The 24,263-nt window shown below is 31.5% G+C and carries 11 protein-coding genes; all 11 read right to left on the bottom strand.

Annotated features, from left to right (window positions below; translation table 11 throughout):
* Nucleotides 1-12: 12 nt before the first annotated feature.
* From LRR82_RS08055 to LRR82_RS08105, 11 genes are read right to left on the bottom strand one after another with little or no spacing between them, the layout of a single operon-like run.
* A complete protein-coding gene (locus LRR82_RS08055; protein WP_249028919.1) occupies nucleotides 13-10,746 on the bottom strand; it encodes a GLUG motif-containing protein in 10,734 nt (3,577 codons plus the stop codon).
* Between the two features lie 19 nt (nucleotides 10,747-10,765).
* On the bottom strand, nucleotides 10,766-11,446 hold the full coding sequence (locus LRR82_RS08060; RefSeq protein WP_249028920.1) for a hypothetical protein: 681 nt from the start codon (nucleotides 11,444-11,446) through the stop codon (nucleotides 10,766-10,768).
* The gene (locus LRR82_RS08065; protein WP_249028921.1) at nucleotides 11,436-11,969 is read right to left on the bottom strand and encodes a hypothetical protein; all 534 of its coding nucleotides are present in this window, start codon (nucleotides 11,967-11,969) and stop codon (nucleotides 11,436-11,438) included. The genes LRR82_RS08060 and LRR82_RS08065 overlap by 11 nt, the downstream gene beginning before the upstream one ends.
* Nucleotides 11,969-12,295 (bottom strand): hypothetical protein, encoded by a 327-nt coding sequence (locus tag LRR82_RS08070; RefSeq protein WP_249028922.1) that lies wholly within the window; start codon nucleotides 12,293-12,295, stop codon nucleotides 11,969-11,971. Before LRR82_RS08070 ends, LRR82_RS08065 begins: the two co-directional genes overlap by 1 nt.
* 4 nt (nucleotides 12,296-12,299) lie before the next feature.
* The gene (locus tag LRR82_RS08075; RefSeq protein WP_249028923.1) at nucleotides 12,300-13,661 is read right to left on the bottom strand and encodes an ATP synthase beta subunit C-terminal domain-containing protein; all 1,362 of its coding nucleotides are present in this window, start codon (nucleotides 13,659-13,661) and stop codon (nucleotides 12,300-12,302) included.
* Nucleotides 13,662-13,663: 2 nt separating this feature from the next.
* Nucleotides 13,664-14,449, bottom strand: coding sequence for a F0F1 ATP synthase subunit gamma (locus LRR82_RS08080; RefSeq protein ID WP_249028924.1), 786 nt, complete (start codon nucleotides 14,447-14,449; stop codon nucleotides 13,664-13,666).
* A 2-nt stretch (nucleotides 14,450-14,451) separates the two neighbouring features.
* Entirely contained in the window at nucleotides 14,452-15,771 is a 1,320-nt protein-coding gene (locus tag LRR82_RS08085; RefSeq protein WP_249028925.1) for a hypothetical protein, read from the bottom strand.
* The gene (locus LRR82_RS08090; RefSeq protein WP_249028926.1) at nucleotides 15,764-16,531 is read right to left on the bottom strand and encodes a hypothetical protein; all 768 of its coding nucleotides are present in this window, start codon (nucleotides 16,529-16,531) and stop codon (nucleotides 15,764-15,766) included. Before LRR82_RS08090 ends, LRR82_RS08085 begins: the two co-directional genes overlap by 8 nt.
* A gap of 5 nt (nucleotides 16,532-16,536) precedes the next feature.
* On the bottom strand, nucleotides 16,537-16,779 hold the full coding sequence (locus LRR82_RS08095; RefSeq protein WP_249028927.1) for an ATP F0F1 synthase subunit C: 243 nt from the start codon (nucleotides 16,777-16,779) through the stop codon (nucleotides 16,537-16,539).
* Between the two features lie 32 nt (nucleotides 16,780-16,811).
* Nucleotides 16,812-18,356 (bottom strand): hypothetical protein, encoded by a 1,545-nt coding sequence (locus LRR82_RS08100; protein WP_249028928.1) that lies wholly within the window; start codon nucleotides 18,354-18,356, stop codon nucleotides 16,812-16,814.
* 15 nt (nucleotides 18,357-18,371) lie between these two features.
* A complete protein-coding gene (locus LRR82_RS08105; protein WP_249028929.1) occupies nucleotides 18,372-24,206 on the bottom strand; it encodes a hypothetical protein in 5,835 nt (1,944 codons plus the stop codon).
* Nucleotides 24,207-24,263: the final 57 nt, after the last annotated feature.

Raw genomic sequence — 24,263 nt, forward strand, 5'->3', positions numbered from 1 at the left:
TACCCTCACTTTCTATAGAATATCTTTTTCTTTGTTACTTTTTTTCAAGTACACCAATAATCCTCCAACACTAACTGAAAGTACTGCAAAGATAACAATATTTACTGTATTATCTTTTGCCTCACTAACATAAGATGTTGTTACTACAAGGTTATTTAATGTTCCTTGGTAACCTGCTTCACTGGCTACTTCTATTTTTTCTTGCACACTTGTAACTTCTTCACTAGCTGTGCTAATAAGCTCAGCTATGAAATAAGTTTCAAATGATAATACTTCTTCATTGTAAATAGAGACTGTTCCACCACTTGATGAACCGCTAGTACCACTTGTACTATCACTTTGAATAGCATCTATATCTGACTGACTAGCATCTTCAATAGCATCTTCCATATTTTGACTATCTTCATAAGATGCACCATAATCCACATCATCAGAATCATCACTACTAAATACACCAGTGATTAAATTCCATGCATAACCGATAAGTGAAATAGATGTACTCTCTGATAGTTCTATTTCTTCACCAGTAGAATAATCAAATGCGATAACTTCTCCAGTTTCATAACGGATCAACATTACGTGAACATTTGCACTTTGGTCAAAACTATCTGTTATTTCAACAATGCCTGTTAAATCAATTCCTTCAGGAATATGTAAAGTATCATTTAAATCAATTAAACTTCCATTTCCATTTACATATACCTTATAAACTTCATCATTATAATTATCTGCAATTAAATTAACACTCGTTTTATTTGCATCTCCATCAAAACCATACACATTCCCATTCTTAACAAAAATCACTTCATCAATAACTAGAGCTTCTGTTTGATTATATGTAAATGTTGAATATGTATATAATTTATTACCTTCATACTCACTTTCGTACAATGCAACAGAATCTTTCAATATCAAGTTATTATCAATTGTTTCAATAATAGTTTGTGTACTAAGATCATAAACATTACCTTCACTATCAAGTGCATAATCATCAAAAATATGAACCAAGTCTCCGACTATCGTTTCACCTGAACTATCCGTAACACCTTCAACTGATAAATAATAGAAGTTGTTTCCATAAGTTGAAATAAGTGATTGTAAATCTTCCACTTCATAATTAGTAGTAGCTTCCTCATTTCCGTTCATTAGAGTAATCGTTATATCATCCCCAAAATCATAAGATAAGGTCATAACACGACCAGTAACATCATATGTCACTGTATCTCCACCACTACTTACTTTAATTTGATAGTTATTCGTATCATCTTCATAAGCAACACTATCATCAAATTCAATATTTATACTATCGATTCCCGAAGCATAAACTGTATAATCTGGTAAATCAACTACATTTAACATCAACATGCTAAAGAGTGAATTTGTGGCTGCTATATTAATTGAAATAGGTGTGTAATTATCTGTTGAATCTCTGCTTATCATAGCTAAAGCAGTCCCATTAAATACTAAATTACCACTATACGTATTTGAAATACCTGTTGTTTGGCTATAAGTATATCCTGATTGATATGGATATAATGACGTTGTACTAGATGAAATCATTGGTGTGTATAAATAAGTTTCATAAACAAACATTTCTGTTCGAACATCAGGATTTTCCGCAGTATTTATTGCAAAATAAATACCTGGTATATCCGTTGTTAAACTATTTCCAGCCGCAAAACTTGTTACATCTACTTTCGTTGATTCACTGTAACCTTGTCCATCATACAAACGGTACCAAGTGTATGTTCCAGTTCCATCATCATCATCATCATTAACAGTTAATGTGATTTCTTCATTGCTAGTACTTGATTTATAATTTGATGCTACTCCATCTACTAAAATATCTACATATGAGTAACTTGTATTAGAATCTGAGTTAAAGAACTCACTAGTTAATGTAGTACCAGTACTATCTTTAATAGTTACTGTAAAGTCATTACTTACAGAAGTTCCCCAAGTATAACTTGCAGAATTATTTGCTACATTCAATGTTTCTGTTATTGTAGTAGAGCCATTTGTAATAACAAATGTATAATCTCCTGTTAAGTTAATGTTATTAAACTCTAACACATAATTAGAATCGGTATCTTTTGTTAAAATAATGTCAAAACTTCCTAAAGATCCAGTGTTTGGAAGGTAACTTAAGAAATAAGATGTTGAGTAATTAAGACCAGTTGATACACCACTATTTACAAATGAATAACTACTAACTTCTTCGAAAGAAACTAATGAGAATTCCTCTTCTGTTACATTTGAAACTTGGCTTTCAGTAATAGTAGATCCATTAATTAGTACTTCATCATAACTTACAATTGTTCCATAATGAGTAGGATAAATACAATCTAAACTTGAATATCCATTTTCTGTAACATCATCTTCAACATAACCAACACCATAAACATTATCATTACCAGAAACATCACTATAGTTCACCAAACTAAATAAGTAACGATATGTTGTTGTAGGACTTGTATAGTCTGTACGATAATATCCAAAGATACCACCAACATAATCATTCCCACTAACAGTAGTATCACTATATGATCTATAGAATTGCCCGTTATAATTTTCATTGTCATTCAAATAGAAATGATCCACTAATCCAATCAATCCACCTGTATAGTCACCTGAATTAGATGTTACACTACCACCAGTAACATAACTATATTGAACTGTTTCTGTTGTTATTTCTCCTGCTAATCCTCCAGCATATCCTTGCTCTGCATAAATGATACTATCACTTACAAAGCTTCTATATATGCTAGATCCATAAGAATAAATATAACTTGCCAAACCACCAGCATGACTACCACTAGTTGCCGTTATATTCGTATCTAAAACTGCTGAATAATAAACTGCACCATACGCTTGAGATATTGAATCGTTTGAATATGTATAGTTCCCTATAAAACCACTTAAACCACCTGCATATTGAGCAGCTTGCACATCACTATCAAAGACATAAGTATAGAACATTTGATAAGTTCGTCCACCAATACCTCCTGCATAGCTTTCACTTGCAGTAACATCTACATCATAGACATTCAAATAATATGTTTCTCCAGATACATATCCTCCAATACCACCAACCATTCTTACTCCAGAAACAGTGATATCTCGAACATCAGCATCACGTACTGTACCATGCCCAACAACACCACCAACTTGATATTGTCCTGTGACACTAATACCATCGATGGAATACCCAGTTAAATCATCGTTACTAATCGTTGTTGAAGTATAACCTGCCACACCACCAATACGATAACCTAACGCTTCTAAGTCTTCACTTAAGCCATCTGTATGATACATCCCATTAACTTTTACATTTGTTGCAGATATAGATAAGTTAGAGATATTATTACTACTCCCTACTACACCACCAACATATGCCGCACCTGTTACTGTTACATTATCTACTGAAATTGAACTCAAATCTACTAAGGATGTGTCTACTTTATTAATATAGCCAACAATACCTCCAATACGATACCCGTTTTCCACTTCAACTGTCACATTACTAGCAGTTACATTTTGTATACCACTAGTTGTATAACCAACTACAGCCCCTGTATAAACGGAACGATAAATATCGCTATATGTATGCATTTTAATTGTAACAGTATCGACTGTTACATTGCTAATAAGGCCATAAGCAGATGAAATCATACCTGCATTTGTTGAATTAGCGTTTTCAACATATATTGAATTCTCTGTGAAAACTAAGTTGTCACTAGTACCTTGCACTACTCCTATAAAACCAATATTAGACTGTGCACTAGTAGAAGTAGAATTTATTGTTGAACTGCTAATAGTAATATTACTAAAGCTTGCATAGATAGTACTTACTAAATTATCATCCGTTGTATCATCTAACTGAATATTTTTTAATTCAGCCAAGCTACTTCCATCGTAACTTAATAAACCATCAAGTCTATTTAATGATAAGCCATCAAGTACGTCATAACCTTCTTCATAATATTCAGCGAAATCAATTGAACTTGTGATTTGAATATTTTCATTTGTATATCCATGGTCACTCATAATATTGTACCATTCATCCGTAGACCCTATTGTCCAATATACAGTTATTCCATAGTCAACAACAGATACTAGTTCAACCAGATCACTAGAATCAGTATTAGAAATTAAAGTAGCTGTAATAAGATATAAGTCAAATGCACTCTCTTTTGTAGATTCAATATATACAACAGTTGCAGTTCCACTCGAATTTGTAGTATACGTTACATTAGCCTCAGCCATTCCATCAATAATAACCGGGTAGATCTCTTCATCAATATAATACCCTTCATGTTCTATTCGAATAGTTGATACATAGTATTGATTGTTATATTCAGCGTCAGTAATTTGCATATTAATAGAACCATTATTTACATAATTATCTACCTGATTATCAAGTAACTCACCATTTGTATCATAAAGCTTTGGTAATAATGCATCAGAAACTTCACTATAATCAAATTCAGAACCCATAACAATCGTATTAACATAAGTACTTTCAACTTGTAATTCTTCATATGTTAAAATACCATCTGTATAATCAGCTCCAGGATCATTACTGTTTATTGTTTGTCCTTCATACCCGTAATTGTTATCTGCATAATACCAGTTATCAATAGCAGCAATTCTATGTGTATAAGTTGGCTCTTCTTGCATAATAACAATACTTCCTAATGCTAAACAGTCCGTTACATAAGCTGCCGAAGAACTTCCTGAAATACCTCCATTAAAGTCTCCACTAGCCACAATTAGAACATCTGTCCAACAATTTGTAATAATTGGTGCCCCAAGTCCGATAATTCCTCCATTATATGAAGGGTTTTCGATACGACCTACAGCATAACAGTTTTCTATAGAACCACCTGATGCATTACCAACAATTCCACCAATAGCCATTGTTTGTGTAAGATCTAAATCATGTGTTGAAATATAAAAATCTTGAACATAGCAATTAGATATTATACTATAATTTGTATTTGCAATTAAACCACCCGCAGTATACGGAGAATCTAAAGAACCATTTGTTAATGTTACATTACTAGCACTACAATTAGTAATGGTACATCCCCAAACTTGTCTTGCTAAAGTACAGCCATCATAATTGGAAACAAAATCAACTGTATCAAAATGTATATTATCTAATGTTGAATAATATGAATAGAAAATAATACCCGTATCATTACCTGATTCTTTATCCCAAGATAAATTTTCAAAATTAATATTAGAAATAGTAGCATACTGTAGTTTATAGAATAGTAGTGCAGAACCACTAAATTGTGATGAAGTTAAATCAATATTTTTGATTGTATAATTGTTGCTTGTTAACTCACCATAAGCATTATAAATACCACCATCAAATGTCCCATAGAAAGTATTACTAACATATACTTCATTAGTCCAGTTTCCATCAAAATCAGCAAAATCAATATCTGAAGTTAACCTGAAATTCCATGTCGTATGATTTTCCATTTCTACAAAGTCACTTATTTCATCAATTGAATAATAGAATGAAACATCAAGTGCTTGATTTACAGACACTTCCACTGATAAACTACCTGAACTATAAACAAAGTTCTCCAGTGTATATTCATCAATATAATTAGGATCAGTTGTATCCATTGATAACTTTACAGTAACAATATAGAAGTCATCTCTAAGTGCTTGCGTTGTTACAGATGCATTTAAGCCATCCACACTAACAGAACTAATATAAGTATTAGATGGATTATAGAAAACAAATTCCATCGTAGTATATTCTAAAGTTTCTAATGTAATTGTTGAATATAAATATTCTGGTCTAATTACAGTGTCTAATTCTGGTAATTCTATGTATACTTGTTTATCATACATACTACTATCTAAATCAAGTATTGGATAGAATCCTTGGCTAACCATTTCATCAACAATAAAGTTGTTATCCTCGTTAAATGCAATATCATACCATTCTGAATCATATAAGTTTTCTACTTCTATATATTCACTATACATAACTTCATATGTTTGATATTCAGAAAGTAAATAAACATTTTCAAAAGAATCATCAAAATGAATACTTCCTGAAAGTGAGCTAAAGAGAGGATCTTCTTCGTTAGTGAATCCCATATCAATAATCACACCACTAGGATCATAATAGAATTCATATCTAGTAGAAACAGCAAAAATATTTGTAAATCTGCCCTCTCCATCCACTGAAATAACTCCAGAATACCATGTTTCATCAGAAGCTTGATCATAGTTACTAGAAATATCACAAATAGCATACACATTTTCTACAACAGAATTAGTTGTAGTATAATACGTTAAAACACCCGCATTATCATGTAAGTATACAGATGCATCTTCATCCGTATTATAAATATAACCATTTGATATCGTTCCGTTGTTATAACGTACAAATACTGCACTATTTTCACCATCTTCTTCATTATAGAAGAAAGTATCCCCATTAAATTCAATAATGAAATTATCAATAACACCATTTTGCGTATTATTATCAATTAAGTTAGATAAAACTGGGGAATCAATGCTCTTATTAATTGTATATTTAATATTACTTAGCGTTCCATAGTTTGTATTTAAGAATGTTCGACAAACATCTCCATCCTCAATAATAATTTCTACGTTCCTTATTTCTCCTCCAATATATAAATCTTGGAAAAGCGCTTCATTTGTTGTACCACTACGAGTTAAAGTAATAGAATATCCTTGGAAATCTAATATACCTCCAAAATAAATATAATTGGTTGTAGTTCCTTCATCTTCTCGAATATCATTAACTACATAGTAAGTAGCGTAACGATCCATTTCAATTTCTTCAAAATCATTGATACTATCAATGAATTTAATAGTATTATCGGTTTCAAATGTAACAGAATCCAGTACTACTGTACGTCCATGATACTCTATTGAAATCTCATATTTATATGCTTTATTACTATTTACCGTCTCCGTAGAGAAGATATCAACATCTATATTACCAGTACCATCATATTCTAATGTCTCAATATGTTCATAAGAAATATCACTTGTTTCATATGTTTGTCCTGTAACAATTTCTGCTTCATATTTCGTAATTGTATATGTCGTATCTGAATTATATTCATTCAATAAGAAGAAAGCATCATCTCGAGTATCTTCTAAAGTCCAATGTAACGTAGCTTGAGTCGATATAGAATCTTCTCCATAAAGTGTATCTGTCTGTGACAATCGTCCCATTCTAAATACAGATGTTCCTCCTAATGATGTTGTATCCAGCATCACTCGAACATATGCTGCACCCGAAGGTACTTGTGCCGTTCCGTGAGAACCACTATAAAATGTGTTTTCTGTTGCTAGATAATTGTAATTTTCATCATAAAAATACAATCGATAAGTCACTGATGATTTTATTTCTAAAAACTCAGATGCCGTAACTTCTAGGTATCCTGTTGAAGAATAGGTTGCACTCGTATAGTCGGCACTCGCCGCTCCAACTTGAACATCTAAAACGAAGTCAGAAGAATCAACACTAATATCAAGTATTGTATCCACATTTTCTTCAGTGTATTGATAATAATAAGCTTCTTCTAGGTTATCCATAAATCCAGTTACACGAATGTGTGTAGCTGTTTTATAATTAAATTGTGAGGAAGAAATATAATTACTAATTGAAACCATACCTGTTCTTTGCACAGTAGATGAAAGCTCACCTACAAGTGTGTATACACCGGTACTATCATCATAAGAGTAGAAAGCAATATATATTACTTCTGCATAATCACCAAAATTCACAAAAGTACTATAATAACTACTATTACAATTATACTCTAAGTAATCCGTAGTAAAATATTCATCCCAACCTTCTTCTTCCACTTCGTTAGTAGAAACATTATATCCAGCATTTTCTTGAATATCCACACTACTAGCAACATATCCATAATCACCTGATGTATTAATAGTATCGTAGTTATATGACACATTATATAATTCTATTGCTGCTATTAATCCTTCTTCGTAACTAAAAGAAAATTCTTTTATAACAACTTGTGATTGTAATAAATCATCATCAAAAGTTAAATTATATTCTTCTGCTACAAATGCAAGGGTATAGACATGCCCTTCTGATAAACAGTCAAAACGAATATCTTCCACTGTACTAACATTTAGAGTAATCGTATTTACTAAAGCCCCATCTTCATATAATTGTGCTGAATACACACCATCTGTAATGACATCATGAATATCAGTAACTTCCAAATTATAGATTTCTAAAATACTACCTGCAATAAAATAATCTTCATAATAAATAGTTGGTTCCTGTTTTAATGTTTCAAATTCATCATCCGTAACAGATGTTGTAACACTAAACGCATTAGATCCTAAATCTGCCATACTAGTCATTTCATATTCATAAACAGAAGCAGCTAATAATGTGCCCTGCAATAATTCAACAGATATTGTCCCTGCATTAACATCATTTGAACCATATAAACCACTATTTAAGAATGTTTGCCAAACACCATTTGTTTCTAATGCTTCTTTTGAAGCATATAGTAATACCCGTGGTGTTGATTCACTTTCGTCACCTTCTACAATAACTAGTGCACCTAATTCTTCATCATAGTTTTGTTCTATATTTACACTATTAAACATGTCATCTGTATATGTATATGATAAAGACTGTCCATCAGTTTCAAAATACATTGTAAAATCAGTTAATAAAGTAATTAAACTTGACGATGAATTTTGAGAAAGAGACATTGTAACAGTTGCAGTAGTACCGCCAATGTTTATAAACTCATTATTGTAAGTAATACTCCCAACTGGAATAGAGGCAGTATAAAATGATAATTCACCTATCAACATATCTTCTTGATCACCTTGATTATCCTCTAGGTTATAACTTCCATATGCATAAGCACTTACTGTTGAAGAATACGGTAAATTAGTAATAGTAAGATATACTTTTCCAGTATTTGAAGCTGAAACTTCTACTTCACTACCTGAAGATGTAAAATCATCTAATGTGTATTCTAGCTCTACCACTTCCCCAGCATACATAATAACTACAGTATATACATCTGAAGTCATTGCTTCATAATCATCATTTAAACTTAATTCTAAAACCACTTCTTCTGTACTTCTTGAACTAACTGAAATATCTACGGATGGAGCCTCTTTACATGTTGTATATTCTCCATCATTTTCAGGAACAAGCGTAAATTCATTTCCATAGCGGTCATATGCAACAACATAATATGAGTAAGTACTATTCGGTTCTAAATCCGAAGAAGTAACATAATCAAGCACAGATCCACTTCTTAAATTCGAAATTGTACTATTCGAGACTTTCGAAGTAATGATTTCTCCTGTCTCTTGATCTTCAAAGATGAAGTTCATTGTATATACATATGGTAGTACATCTTTATAGAAATTTTCTAAAGAATCATCATCTGGATCATAATCTGTTGTATTCTCCATCGTAAAATCAACAACTCCCATAGATCTACTATAAAGAATAGAATCTTCTTCAAAAGTTAAATACACATCTGATATATTTCCTTCAAAAGGTAATGTTGTAATAGCTGTTAAATCTAGACATTGTTCTGTTACCTTAATGTTATATTCATTATAATATGTAAAATAAGCTTCTATATAGAATGTTGTATCCGGATTTAAACTCGATAAAGAAAAAATTCCCGATTTCTTTGTTTGATCTCTTAACACTAAAGTTCCAGACTCATTATAAACATAGAATGTAACACTTCCATCTATTCTGCTAGCTGGGTCATCAATTTCAATATCACCATTTACCGTATAAACCCATGTAGAAAGATTTTCAATAGTAACTTCTGGTTTAACGTATGGAATTTCTTGTGGTTCTACCGTTTCTGTTGTGACTTCTTCTTCTTCTTCTGATTCTTCTTTTATCACAACTTCTATTTCTGGTGGATCTTCAGGGGCATCAACTTCTTCTGCTTCTTTTAGCGCTGTATCCAAAGGTTCTTCAGCTATATCTTTTAATTCTTCTATTTTCTCTAAAATTTCTTCTTCTTCAATTTCTTGTTTTACCAACTCTACAACTTGATATAAATCATCATAAAAATCAGAATATTGGTAAGTAACATCATCATAAGTAATGGTAGCATTTTGTAATCCACGAATTGCTAAAAACTCATAACTACCATCTTCATAATTATAAACATTAATAAATTCATCATCAAAATATACTATTGCATTTTTAGAAATAGTAAATTCTTCTAATTGTGTTTCAATCACAAAATCAGTTGTAGCTACAAATAAACCATTTCTTAATTGTGCTAAAATATATGTATTGTCATCAACAACTCCACCATCCATATTAAAACAAGTTTGGCTAGCAATTGTTGTCCCATCTACTGTTGCAGCAAATTCAAATTCATCAGAAATTAAATATGCTCCTCCGTTGATAAACTTGATTGCATTTCCATCTCTAATAATTGCAGGATAACTTAAATCAATTTGTGTTCCTTCTTCAGTATAGTAACTACTAGATTTTTCATAGATATAATCAAACTCATCAATTTCTACCAAATCAAAATCATCAGCATCATTATAAGTAATATCTATCATATATTCATCTATCTTACTTTCAGGCATAACAAAACCATCCTCTTCTACATAAGAAGAGATCGTAGTTGTGTTATTTAAAACAAATATCAGCATTATTACTATAAATGCTGCAAATCCCAGTATTTTTTTCATTTAAGTTATCCCCCACACCCTATTCTATAACATCTAACAATTCTGGATCATCGAACAATAATATCTTTTCATTGTTTGAAGTATATAAAATATCATTTAATAAATCGACTGAATAATCACTACAAGAAGCTTCTAATGTAGAAGTATAGATATATCCATACTCCATTGTTTCATCCGTTTTATTATATAAACTATATAATCCATCTACGGTTAAAGAAACAGTTGAATATTTTCCTAACTCAGTATCAACTCCGTTAATTCTTACAGTCATTTCATCTAAAAAAGTATAAGTATTTTGACCATCATAAATAAATCCACCTGATACACCAACACCATTGATAATGGTACCAGATTCATAATTTACTTCAGTAAAGCATGGCACTTGATAATAATAGATACCTCTAGCATCTACATAAATCGTATAATCAGGCATTACCATATAACTTTCATCCACCATATATAATGGACTAGTATCTAGGTATTCATATACGTCAGCTCCCTCATAAGTAGCTCCAACATCATCATAGACAAACTCTATTCCAGAATCATATTCTACTTTCATTCCTAAGATAACTTGATAAGCATCATTTTCTAAATCATATGCATTCGTACTATCTAAAAATAAAAATATCATTGCTACAAAAAATGAAAAAGAGAGTATTAAAAATATTGGTATAAATTTTTGTATACTACGCGTCATTTTTTAAAACCCTCCCTTTTGAAATAATTTGTAATTCTGCAGTGAAGAAATAAATACTATATAATATCACTACAATAGAACCTGCTATATAAATAATGAAAAATCTTTGATCAAATCTAACATTTTGAATGTAATCTAACATAATACTAAACAAAACCAATGAAACACCTTGTAAAATTCTATTTACTAAAGTAACAATACTACGTAGTTTCGGTAAATTTAGTACTATTTCAAACACAACTAAAATTAAAAACAAATATATATGTACCATTTCTAATGGTGCATATCTAATTGGGCAACTAATAATAAATAGAAGCAGTAAGAAAGCAACACTTATTTTTACAGTATCTTTTTTTCCTAATAAGAAAAATATCCCTATTACTTTCTTTTTACTTGTTTGAATATTGTATTTCTTTACATCTCTAGAGAAATAGAAAACCGCTACTAATGTAACAATAGTAACCAAAAGAATAAATTCTTTACAAGATGCAATTGCATTATATACAGTTGTAGCACTTTCCATTAGTCATCACTCTCTCTATCGTCTACTCCGCTAATGATAAGTTGACTTTCTTCTAAATCATCTTGGATAAAGCGGAATTCATTTTTTTTATGTACAAAAAATCCTTTAACACCTTCTAAAACTGTTTCTACTTCTTCTTCAAGAATCGTAATTGTTCCATCCACTTCCCCTAATGCAGGAGTATGATCTGTCATAAATAAGAATCGATGATCCTTATTTTTCACTCGAACAGCAATAACATTTTCAAATACTGTTAAGCCATGTGCGAAATCATAAATAGATGCTGTTATTTTTTTTGCAGCTACTTCTTCTTTTTTTTCTTTCATACGATTAACCTTTTAATGATCCAATGTACATAAATTTAGATTCATCTAATTGATCATATTCACCTTTTAAGATAGCTTCTACATCATCTAAAATATCCACAACTTGAACAAATTGTCCTGGTATCCCAGTAAAGTTTTCTGCTACAAACATTGGTTGAGTAAAGTAGTTTCTTAATTTTCTTGAACGATAGAATATTTCTCTATCTTGTTTCGATAATTCTTCAATACCTAATACCGCAATAATTTCTTCTAATTCACCATATCTAGCTAAGTGACGAATAACATCTTCTACTAATTTGTAATGTCTTTCCCCTACTTTTTCAATATCAATCATTTTACTATATGTTTGGAATACATCGATTGCTGGATAGATTCCTTTTTCTGCTACACTACGACTAAGTACAATTTGTCCATCCATATGAGAAGAGATTGTTTGTACTGCACTATCAGTTAAGTCATCGGCAGGAATATAAATAGCTTGGAATGATGAAATACTTCCGTTACCTGTAGAGTTAATACGTTCTTCTACATCAGAAACATCACTTTCTAAGTTTGCTGGATACCCATTTTCAATAGGCATGTTTTTCATTTCTGAGTTGATTTCTGATTTTGCTTGTACAAAACGATAAATATTATCAATAAATAACAATACGTCTTGTTTCTTTTCATCTCTTAAATACTCAGCTAATGTTAGTCCTGAATAAACTGCTTTTGATCTAGAAGTAGAATTCTCGCTCATTTGACCAAAAACAATACTCATCTTATCTAATAAATCAGCTTCTACCATTTCATCATATAATTCTTTACCTTCTCTTGAACGTTCTCCAATCCCTACAAATACAGAGTTAGAGTTAAATCCTTTGTAAACATTATTAATTAATTCTTTAATTAATACTGTTTTACCTACACCGGCACCACCTAATAACCCCATTTTGTAACCTTTTTGCATTGGTGCAAAGAAGTCTAATACTTTAATACCTGTCCATAAAACTTCCCCTTCAATATCAATTTCTTCTAAGTTTAAGTTTCTAGAATAAATATTTCTAGTTTGAGGGTTTTCAATAGATAAACCATCAATTAGATTTCCATAAGAATCAAATACTTTTCCAAGCATAGCATCAGAATATTCAATACTTAATCCATTATCTTTTGCATATACATCTAAACCTTTTTTTAATCCAACAACACTACCAAAAGGAATTGCTGTTATCATATTTCCACGAATTTCCATTACCTCAAAATTAGATGCTTCCTCATTAGAATAGCAGTACAAAACGTCCTGTCTTTTAATTTTTACATCTTCATCTACTAGAATAGTAACGCTCAATTCGGATACTGCAATGATTTTTCCTATTACTTCTTCCATAATTACCCTCCTTGTTGTTTAGCTTTAGAATGTGTTTCGATAACTTTTCTAAACTCTTTAACCTTCTTTTCTTTACGGACTCTTTTTGTATGAATTTCATCTAATTCATCTATTTTCTTTAAAGATTCACTAGTTGTGTTTTGTCTTAATATGTTTTCTGCTGCACTTGTATTAAAATCACATAACTTAACTTGATATCTTAAATATAGTTTTACTAGATTACGTAAAATATCATCTACATCACCTTCCCATTGGAAGTCGGTATAATAATCAACGTTTTCTTTTTCAGTATAATCAATTGGATAAATCATACGTTTATCCACACGGATATCAGTTACTGATGTATAACGATTATATACAACATGTATTTCACTATATTCCGGGTTATTAACAATTTCTCCAAGTAAATCAAATACTTTTTGTGGCGATGCCATAAACTCTTCTCTAGTTAAACGTATCTTTGCTTCACGATCATAACGAAATAGTTTAGTACCTAATAATACCTTATCACAATCAGTATCTTCTAAAATATAATCACCTATTTGGCTATTGTAGTTACTACAAAAACCTCGATCACTCCCAAAATAAATTACTAATTTTTTTCCTGTTTTTCTTGGCGCTAAAATTTTCTTATCAACAATCAGATTTTTATTATAAATAATCTGATCAATCATCATCGTTATTTCATCTTGTAGTAAAAAGTATTTTTCTGCTTTTTTTCTAGCACTATCCACACGTAATAAAGAGTGGAAATTCATTACCTTTACTATGTTTCTAATTTTAGCCATAACTATTCCTCAATAATTGCAGCGAATCTTTGCACCATGAAATCTGGATCAATAGGAGTGAATTTATACTGTGTAAAGTTTGTTAATAACTCTTGTCCTTGACGAAGTTTCTTTTGTAATTCTTCACCCATTTCGTCAATGTTTGCTAGTTCATAAATTTCTCTAGTTTCCAAATAAGAAAGTAATTCACGACGAACTTTTGTACCAACACGTTTTACATCTTTTTCTTGTACTGCCCCACCTAAACGGGATACAGACAATCCGTAGTTAATCGCTGGTTTTTGTCCTTTGTCATAACTCTTTTTAGAAAGCACAACTTGTCCATCTGTAATTGAAATAATATTTGTTGAAATATAATCTGTGATATCTCCACCACGTGTTTCACAAATAGGTAATACTGTAATACTACCACCATCTTGATGTTGACATCCTTTTTCTAACATTTTTGAATGAGCGTAGAAAATATCGGCTGGATAAGCATCACGTCCTGGTTCTTTTCCAGAATATAAAGCAATTTCACGATGTACATCGGCATGACGTGTTAAGTCATCAATAACTACTAATACATCAATACCTTGTAACATATACTTTTCAGCAATAGCGAATGCACCATAAGGTGTTAATGAAAGAACCGGTGGTTTTTCATCATTAGTTGCAGCAAGAATAATTGTATATTCCATTGCCCCTCTACTAGCAAGTTGTTGATGTATTTCTTTTACTGATTTCTTTGTTTTACCAACAGATACATAAATACAGAAAACATCTTTCCCTTTTTGATTCAAAATAGCATCTAACGCTATTTGTGTTTTACCAGTTTTTTTATCTCCGATAATTAACTGACGTTGTCCTTTACCAATAGGATACAATAAATCAATACCTGCTATTCCTGTATATAAAGGTCTTGTAACACCACGTCTTTCCATAATTGTTACTGGTTTTGTATTCAATGAAAAGTCTACACAGTCTTGAAATTTTTGTTTATTCAATTGATTAAAACCAAAAATATCAACAACATGACCAATAGAATCCAAAGAATATTGCATAACAAACTCTTTTTTTGTTCTTGAAACTTCATCATTTACATAAATATCATCATATAACTTCACAATCGAAACAATGACAGTATTTGTAGAAATATTTGATACATACCCTATCGCTTTATTTCCAATACGAACTTCCTCAAAATAGAAAGCATCTTCTAATCCTGCAACCTCTACAATATAGTCACGAATACGAGTAATTCTTCCTGTTTCATAAATATTTTTTGCTTCTTTTATCTCTTTAATTTTATCACTAATGATCTGATCCATGTAATTACTCATATTTTCCTCCCGTTGAAACACTATAATCATATAGATTATCTCTATATCTTATTGTGTAACCCTCTCCTATTGAAGTATCTTTCACATAAGAAACATTTCTTAATTCACCCTCTGTTAACGGTTCTCCTTCATGTGAAGCAACAGTTATTTTTGAATCATTATAGAAAATATAATCTCTAATAAAGTTCATAAAATCTACAAATTCAAAATAATCATGTTGTGCTAAATATCTTTGTAAAATACGTCTTTTCCCTGTTGAATTAGATACTACCTCACGAATAATTTCTAATTGTTCATCTTGAGTCAACGTATGCATACTGTATTGTAAATGAAAATTAAATAATGATAATAATTCCTTAAACTCATGTGCATTAATATCTTTTCTAGCTTTTGATAAAACTGTTGCTTTATCACCAGCTTCATTTCTAGAAAAATCATAAAAATTATTTCTAACCTTGTTGTAATCAGTAAAGAAGTTTTGATCAATATACTTTCCTTCATTCATAATGACATACTTGTTTTTTTCATAATCTACTTCTTCTTCTACCTCCACATTTAACAAATCATTTAAGTCTTCTATTTCATCTTCTTTTTTAGCTATTTCTTTGCTTTTGTTATCTAAAATAGCATCATAATATACTGCTAATCGGTCAACATCTTTGCTTATTTGTATTCCTAATTGTTCTTTGATTCTTGCAATTGCCAAAGTGACAAAGATTGTCATGATGACAACTACAAAAATCATCGCTATAAGTTCCATATTAATTATAATAATGGATTAAAGAATAACAGTAAGAACACAAATGCGAATAATAACAGTAATAACACTGTTAAAACAACTGCAACAACCATTACTGATTGAATTACATCATTCTTTGTGTCTGGATTTCTCCCTACTGCTTCAGCTGATTTTGACCCTAATAAACCTAAGCAAATACCTACTCCTAAGAAAGCTAAACCTACCATCCAACCTATTGAACTAAATACCGCTACCATAATTTCTTCCATATCATTTCTCCCTCTTGTACATTCTTAAAACTCTAGTTTAATACATATGATGTTTTATAAGTCATTAACGCTGTATACTCATCATTTACTTCCACATAAACTGTTATTACCACTGTAGTAATTACTTCAGAATTACTAAATGATCCAGTTGTGTCATCACTATAAGCAATATATATCGTTTCTCCAGTACTAGAACTAGCTGTGGAACTGTTAATATCAGTTTCTATTGTTGATACGGCTGTCCCCTCAACATTTTCTCCAACTACCGATACATATGCATTTGATGCTCCATAATAATCATCTAATTGAACCTGTAAATATAAGCCATCTGTTGTTTGACGAACAAGAGTTAACTCATTAGAAGCCGTTGATGTAGTTGATTTTATAACATCATCCACATAATATACAGATGTTCCATTTTCTTCTAAAATATGTCCTAGAACAACTTGATATTGACTATCTGGTGTAAGTGAGCTAAATGTAAATGATGTATCATACTGTGACAAATATTGCATTTGTATAATGTCTTGATCATCAGTTCCAATATCATCCGTATCTGCACTGCCCGGTAATAACGCTAAATAAATCATACCGTACTGACCATATGGATCGTTCACATAATAAGAAACATCAAATGTTGTACTTGTTGTAGTAACTCCTCTTAACATAATAGCTTTAAATGTATCCACGAACTCGCCGGCACTACCGTCTCCTCCGTCTCCACCATCACCACCAGTACCACCAGTACCACCGTCAGCACCATCGCCTCCGGTACCTCCAGTACCACCAGTACCACCAGTACCACCAGTACCACCGCTACCACCGTCTCCAGCAGTACCACCAGTACCACCATCACCACCTGTGATATCAAGTACGATTTCATCGGCAGTATCTTCTTCATAAACATCTTTATATAACGTATCATCATAAGTGTTTGTTGTACCAATAATTGTACTTAGAACTACTTCTTTTGAGTTATAAACCATTAATTCATTTGCAATATCGAAAGAGATTTTTTCACTTAACAATACTGTTGGTTTTGTTGTTTTAATATTTATTTCAGAATTTGTAATTTCAGCATTACCAGAAGTATCCATGTATACCATTACAAATCCAGTTGTAATAAATAATTCTTCTGAATCTTGAATAACACTATCTACAAATAAATATAAACGGTCATCTAATTTATAAAAACTAGTTTGTTGTAAATTTTCTATCAAATAACCATCTGTTAATAGTAATGCATTGCTATCTTCATCAATCGCATATCCACCACCAAAAACAGTAATCATACCTTGACTATATGCTATCGTGTGTTCTCCTAAAGAATACACGATACCATTTTCGTCTGTCACCTCATAATCTCCTGACCAACTTTGTTCTAAAACACAGTCAGTTGAGACATAGAATGGTGTACTATCTTCATCATAAAACATTGTTTCTGCACTAAATGCATATACTGTACTTTCCTGACTTGCAACCATATATACTACTGCTGCTAGCCCTCCCAGTATTATCACTACCATACCAATAAAAACATTGATAGAAACGATAGCTTTTTTATTTAATTTTCTCATTTCCATTCCTCTTTTCTATTGATAGTAATATGTGTAAGATTTTTCATCTATAATTGTTGGACTATCTGATATGTTTCCATCTTTATCATAATAACCTGTATAATATACAACCTTGATACTATGCATACCAACCGTTCTTAATACCGCTGGTAAATCAAGTACATAATAGGAAACATCTAAGTTCGTGAATAAAGCCCCACTTGAGTTATCAATAACGCCACTAGATACATTTTGTCCTTCAGAGTTAATAATAGAATATTCTATAGCATCAATTTCATTAATACGATATGCCCCATTAAATACTAATTGTATTTTTGTAGAGTCAGTAGCATTACTTTGTACACTACTATCACCTATCGAAACACTATTATCCGAATTGGTTGTCATTGTTGTTGCTTCTAACACAGTTCCGTTTTCTGTATCCACAACACCATCATGATTTACATCAATATTCGCTATTACTTCTATCATATAAGTAACACCTAAATAATCCTCGGTAAATCCACCTGCTATCTTAATCGTATAAGACGATCCAGAAGTATAAGTGTCATCTTCTAATTCTACTTCTGTTTTTGTCCCAGTTTCATCTAAACGATAAACTTTTACAGTATATGTATCATTATCCATTAACACTTTATATGCATCATTAACAAAGACTTTAAAATAAACATCTTCGTCATTTACCCATCCATATGTAGAAACACCAGGTTCCTCTAATAAAGGTAAAACAAATTCAATATCGTAAGACTTCCCATCCTCTACTATAGAAGTCTTAATTTCATTACCATCTTCATCTAGAATGTTTGTACTATAAATATCAATGCATAAGTAATAAGATTCTCCTAGTGTTAAATAATCTAAGTACGATTCACTATTTGTTGTATCACCGTCATTCGCATTTAAATCAAATGTATCAGTCATCGTTGTCACATAATCAACTGATTGTGTAATACCGTCACCTAGCATACCAGCAGATTTCATTTGTGCATACGTCATTACTACCTGACCAGTTTTATCTTTAATACTATATTCAATACTCATATTAGTTGTTTGTGAAATACTATATGTAAGAATCATTTCATGAGTCTCATAACTTGAATAAGCAAAAGTGATAGGTGTTGAGGTTGGTGTGATAGTCACATAATCATCTGTTGTAACTTCCACATACCAGTTACCTACTGTTTCATCCCCTGTCTTTAACAGGTAAATTTTCTTAGTATCATCATTAGCATCGATAGTATAAGCATAAATACGATATGTCGTACCTGCTTCTAACGCTAAGTCAATATTACTTCCATTTTGCCATTGAGAGATATCATATTGTATATAAGTAACCTTACTTGTATCAGCTTGATTCACTGCCTGAAAGTATATTAAATTTGATGTGATATAATCAGTCCCTGATATCACTACAGATTCCAAAGTAACAGTAGTTGTAGTTGCATCTGATTTAACTACTGAGATAGAAGGTGTGATCGTTGATATGGATAATGAAGCAGATTGACTTATAGATTGGGATGCTACTTTTTTAGCTACTAAATAATATTGATTAGTTGTATCTAATGTATTAGTAGATAACAAACCACCTGTTGTCATTGAGATTCGATTTGTGTAATTTATTCCACTAGAGCTAAATTCAGATTGGTAAGTAGTAACAATCGATGTTGTTTTAGATAAAGCACTCAAGCTAGTTGTAGCTGTTGCTTTAAATAACGAACCAGTGGCTGAACTAGAGCCTGTTCCGATACTATTTTGTGTTGTATTGTACATATAGTATGTTGATAAACTTGAAGATCCAGTCTCGTACATTTGATACGCCACCGCATTTGTTGTTTCATACTCTGACCATGAAATATATCCAGTATCATATATTACTTTTGCACTAACACTAATTGAGCTATTACCAACTACGCTTTCTAATTCAGAAAAAGATAACGTTGTTCTATAAGCATTACTGTCCAATGTTTTATAAAGAGTCACAATATTGCTAGTATTATCAAATGTTAATTCAACACCTATAATTTTATTCGAAATAGCAGTGCTTAGCGTTCCATTTGATACTAAGTCATCTATATTAAAATCTACGGTAACAATATTTGTGTCTTGATCAGCAGAAGCACTAAATGTTATTGCTGATAAATCAGATTCACTAACTTTTGTTGAGCTATCTAGTGGTAAATTAATGGAAACCGTATTATATTTACCATACTCTGACTCATATAAGTTTTGTGAAACTGCTAATGTATAATAATCAATCCCTGATAAACCGGATTCTATTGTTATTTCTTCGTAATTCACACTACCATCAATCAAATTTTCTGGTATCGTCCCAGAATAAGTATTCGAAGTTCCAGTCACAGTAGAAGACGTACTTAATGTTCCATCTGTATCTTTTATTGCATATCTTATATCTGTTTCCGTACTAGATTGATCATATACGTAAGCATATAATTCTGCTGTTGCTCTAGGTGTGTCTTTAATACCTGAATTCAATACGTAATCTGCTTGGTCTGATAAAGATAAATCAGCAAAATCAGCGTATTCGTATGGATAAATTTTGGTATCACTTGCTGTGTTATCGTAATATTCTACAACATATGTAAAGTAATAGTAATTACCTCTTGATAGAGAATCCTCTGAATATGTATCAGAATATAAGATAGTATATCCTCCATACACAGTCCCCTCATCAGGAGAAGTAATTGTATCAGCACCAAATATAACTGCAATATCTGGTAAGAAATAAGAGTCAGATGAAACCGCTACTTCCGCACTATAATCCCAGGTTCCATTTTCATTTGTTATTAAGCCATTATCATAAATAAGACTAGATGTACCTGTTGTGTCAGTATCACTATCGGCAGCTGCACCTTCATAAGTTATAGAATCAAATCCATAGATAGTTACTGAACTCGCTAATCGAGATGAATTTAAATAATTAAATTGTAATGTATATCCTATAATTGCACTGCTTGCTAAGTCTGCATCAATTTCATATCCATAATTCTCTGCTTGATAATTATAAATAGGTAATGCCGTAATCTGTTGATCTAACAAATCTACAGATGGTAATTCAGGAGGTAATTCACGAACCGTTACCGTCGATCCAGAGTTTATTACATTAAATTGATTTGCATAACCTGCTGAATTTATAGACTCTATTAAACGTGTATAATCATATATAGCTTCTATTTCAATATAGTACTCACTACTTGTCGTGAAGTCTGCACTAGTCATTTCAAATGTTTCCGGCGTGATTTCGTACTTATTATCCATAAATAAGGCCGCTAGAGAAGACGTGTATTCATCTTCCAAATAATCATCAGAAATAACAATTTCTTTTATTAAAATTGTTTTATCTACAGATGAATATAATTTTAATGTAATTTGTGTTAATGTTTTATACTCTATAGAACTTGATGTGAACTCTGTTATTGTTTCAGCACTTTGATAGTCGTATAGTTGTAAATTAATAGAGAATGTAGTTGATGTATTTGTTCCCTCTGTCCATGAAGCATAAACAGTAGGGGCTACATCGGTTGACACTACAACGTGTCCAATATACATATATTCAGGATCTTGTTCATCTCCAACATCGACATATCCATAAACATCCAGACGATACACTTTGTCTGCAACCAATCCCAATTCACTAATCAAGAATGACTTATTATCAGTATCTAGAACATTTGCCCCAGGATCTGTTAAAGTAATTGTATCACTATAAATACCTTCACACTCAACAGAAACATATAACGGATTACTTGTACTAACTTCTACGCTTGCCCCATTTGTAACAACATTTAAATAACCAGAGAAACTTTCATATTCAGTATTAATTTCCTCAAAGTATACTGTTGGTGTTTGAGTTCCGGTAATTGAGAACGGTGCCGAAGTCGCACAGTAAACTTCTACATATTTTTCATTATCTGTATATAATGCTGATATTTCAAAGTAATATTCTACTCCTGATTCAATATCTTGCCCATCAATATATAATTGAGTTGCACTAGTGCTAGCTGATGGGTCCACTTCTATAGTACGAACTAAAACTGATTCCGTACCTACAATCTTGTATACGCTATATGTATATGAAATGATTGCATCATCTATATCAACCACAGTACATCCATACAATTCAAATGACCAACTATCTCTATTAGTTAATGCATAAGCACTACCTGTAATAACAGGAGTTGTCTTTAAAGTGGTAATAGTTAAACCTTGTTGACTAATATAAGTTTCACTATCTATATCTGCAACGATACGTACCACATATGTAGTATCTGACATCAAAGTAGTCCCATCACTAAATTTAGTCTCTGAATCATAAGTTACAGTAAATGAATCTTTTGTAAAATCATCTAAACTATATGTTTCACTTACATAATCATTTGTTGTTGGGTTAAATCCTTGTGCACTTTCTTCTTCTGTTAACAAGTATACTATAACGCTAGTTGCAGCAGAGTAATCTTGTTGTTCTACTTGAATCTCAATGCTATCAGTATCTACTGCTATTTTACTTAAAACAAGCCCTAATGAATCCGTATAGAATACTTTTGAAACAAATTCTCTTGTTACTGTACTTCCATTCATTTCGTAATTCCCTACGATTGTTAAAGTATACTCTGTATCAGGTTCTAAATCTTCATAGTTATAGAACACACTACTTCCATATGGTGAGAAATCAGTATCTTCAATACCATTCGCATTATTCACAACAGAAATAACTTCTCCTGTTCCAGATTCATAAATTAAAATAGTTAAGTAATCACTAGTCATCATGTTACTACTATCTGTTACTTCATACGTACCAGATATACCAGTAGCATCAACATCCCAGCTTGTAACTGATATAGAAGGGATATCTGTGTTTTGAGTAGATTCATAAAGAACATCGCTTCCGCTTTCTCCTTCATCACCTTCGTCACCATCATCTCCGACTTCACCATCATCTCCATCATTTCCATAGGCACCATTAGAACCATAAGAACCAGAATATCCAGTAGAACCAATATCCCCATTTGTACCAGAACTTCCAGAATCTCCATCTTCACCAGTAATATCAAAAGTAGGTAAAGTTTGTGTCATTGTTTCTAATTCTGATAATTCAATATTATCATTTGCATCAATTACTAACTTAGAGAACAACATTTGTGAACCATCATATTCAATTAATTGATCATATAAATTAAACACTGCTCCATTATCAGTTACGATATATGCAGTAGTAGAAACTGTTTGCCAAATATTTTCTTCTGTAATAAGTTGGATAACACCTGTATCAATATAATTGATCAAAACATATCCTTCCACACTACGGATATCATCTTCACTAAAAACAACTGACATATTGTCTACTAATAGTAAATAACTAGTATCAGAAATTTTCCAAAATAATTCATCAATCACAACCGTTTCTGTGCTATTTAAAATTTCATAGCCATTCGCTGTTGTTTCAACAACCATACCAGCTGGGAGACTGTAATTATTGATATAATTGTCATTCTTTACATCCTCTACATCCAATACCACACCTTCTGTTAATGCAGTAATAGAACCATCATCAAAAAAGACAAAATTTTCTTTGTCTACTTGGACAACTTCCTCTTGAATGTCATTAAAGGTAACTGTATCACCTAATGTATCAGAATATTCTGTTCCTGTAGAAAATTCGTACACAAAAGATTCTGCCTGACTATTGGCAGTTACAATATACCCTCCTTGTTCGAACGCTTGAATTTGTGAGTTACTATAATACACTCCAAAACCAACAAGCGCTACTGTTGTTAGTAGAATACCAAATATCGTTAGCATTCCTGACTTACTTTTCATCATCGTTTTTATCATACTGTTCTCCCCCTAATATGAATGGTAGTGTCAAAAATCAGTAAAACTGATACAAAC

The organism is Tannockella kyphosi, assembly GCF_021054785.1.
In the GTDB taxonomy this organism is placed as follows: Bacteria; Bacillota_I; Bacilli_A; order Erysipelotrichales; family Coprobacillaceae; genus Tannockella; species Tannockella kyphosi.